Annotated in this window: 1 protein-coding gene and 2 pseudogenes; all 3 read left to right on the forward strand. The window is 70.5% G+C overall.

Translation table 11 applies throughout. The features are described 5' to 3' along the window. Positions 1 to 169, forward strand: a 169-nt coding sequence (locus tag CCN29_RS32320; RefSeq protein ID WP_143661445.1) for an SHOCT domain-containing protein, incomplete at its 5' end; no start/stop codon positions are given. 98 nt (positions 170 to 267) lie between these two features. Continuing rightward, positions 268 to 512 (forward strand): annotated as a pseudogene (locus CCN29_RS32325) (hypothetical protein). 12 nt (positions 513 to 524) lie between these two features. Then, positions 525 to 836: pseudogene (locus CCN29_RS32330) on the forward strand (glutamine--fructose-6-phosphate transaminase (isomerizing)); the annotation flags it as partial.

Consider the following 836-nt stretch of genomic DNA (forward strand, 5'->3'; position numbering starts at 1 on the left):
GGCCCCGCCCGCCCCCGAGTCCGGCCGGCCCGCGCCGCCCGGCCCCGCCGAGGACGATCACGACGCGCTGCTGCGCCGGCTGCGGGAGCTGGGCGAGCTGCACCGGTCCGGGGTCCTCACCGACGAGGAGTTCACCCTCGCCAAGCAGGCGATCCTGAAGCGCATGTAAGAGCCACCGGGCGGGGCATGTAAGAGCCACCCGGCGAGGCCTGCCCGAAATCGGGCACGTTTCTTGCGAAACCATCGCCGGTACTCCAGGATCATCGGGTGCACGACGAACTTGTCGATCATCTGACGCGGTCCACGCCCCTCAGCCGGGGCGAGGCGCTGCGTGTGATCCAGGACGTGCTCGCCTACTTCGACGAGACGACCGAGGAGTACGTCCGTCGCCGCCACCGCGAGCTCCAGGCCCAGGGCCTGGTGAANNACGGATCGAGGCGGACCTGAGATACCGCGCGGTGGCGCCGCCCGAGCTCTCGCTCCGGCAGCTGCGCCGCATCGTCTACGGCTAGGAACATACCTGTATGTGCGGAATCGTCGGTTACATCGGCAGGCGTGAGGTCGCCCCCCTGCTGCTCGAGGGCCTCCAGCGCCTGGAGTACCGCGGCTACGACTCGGCGGGCATCGCCGTGACCTCCCCGAAGACGGGGACCCTGAAGACGGTCAAGGCCAAGGGCCGGGTCCGCGACCTGGAGGCCAAGGTCCCGGCGCGCTTCAAGGGCACCACCGGCATCGCCCACACCCGCTGGGCCACCCACGGCGCCCCGTCCGACGTGAACGCCCACCCGCACCTGGACGCCGAGGGCAAGGTCGCCGTCGTCCACAACGGCATCATC

This window comes from Streptomyces pseudogriseolus, assembly GCA_002154585.1.
GTDB classification, from domain to species: Bacteria; Actinomycetota; Actinomycetes; order Streptomycetales; family Streptomycetaceae; genus Streptomyces; species Streptomyces pseudogriseolus.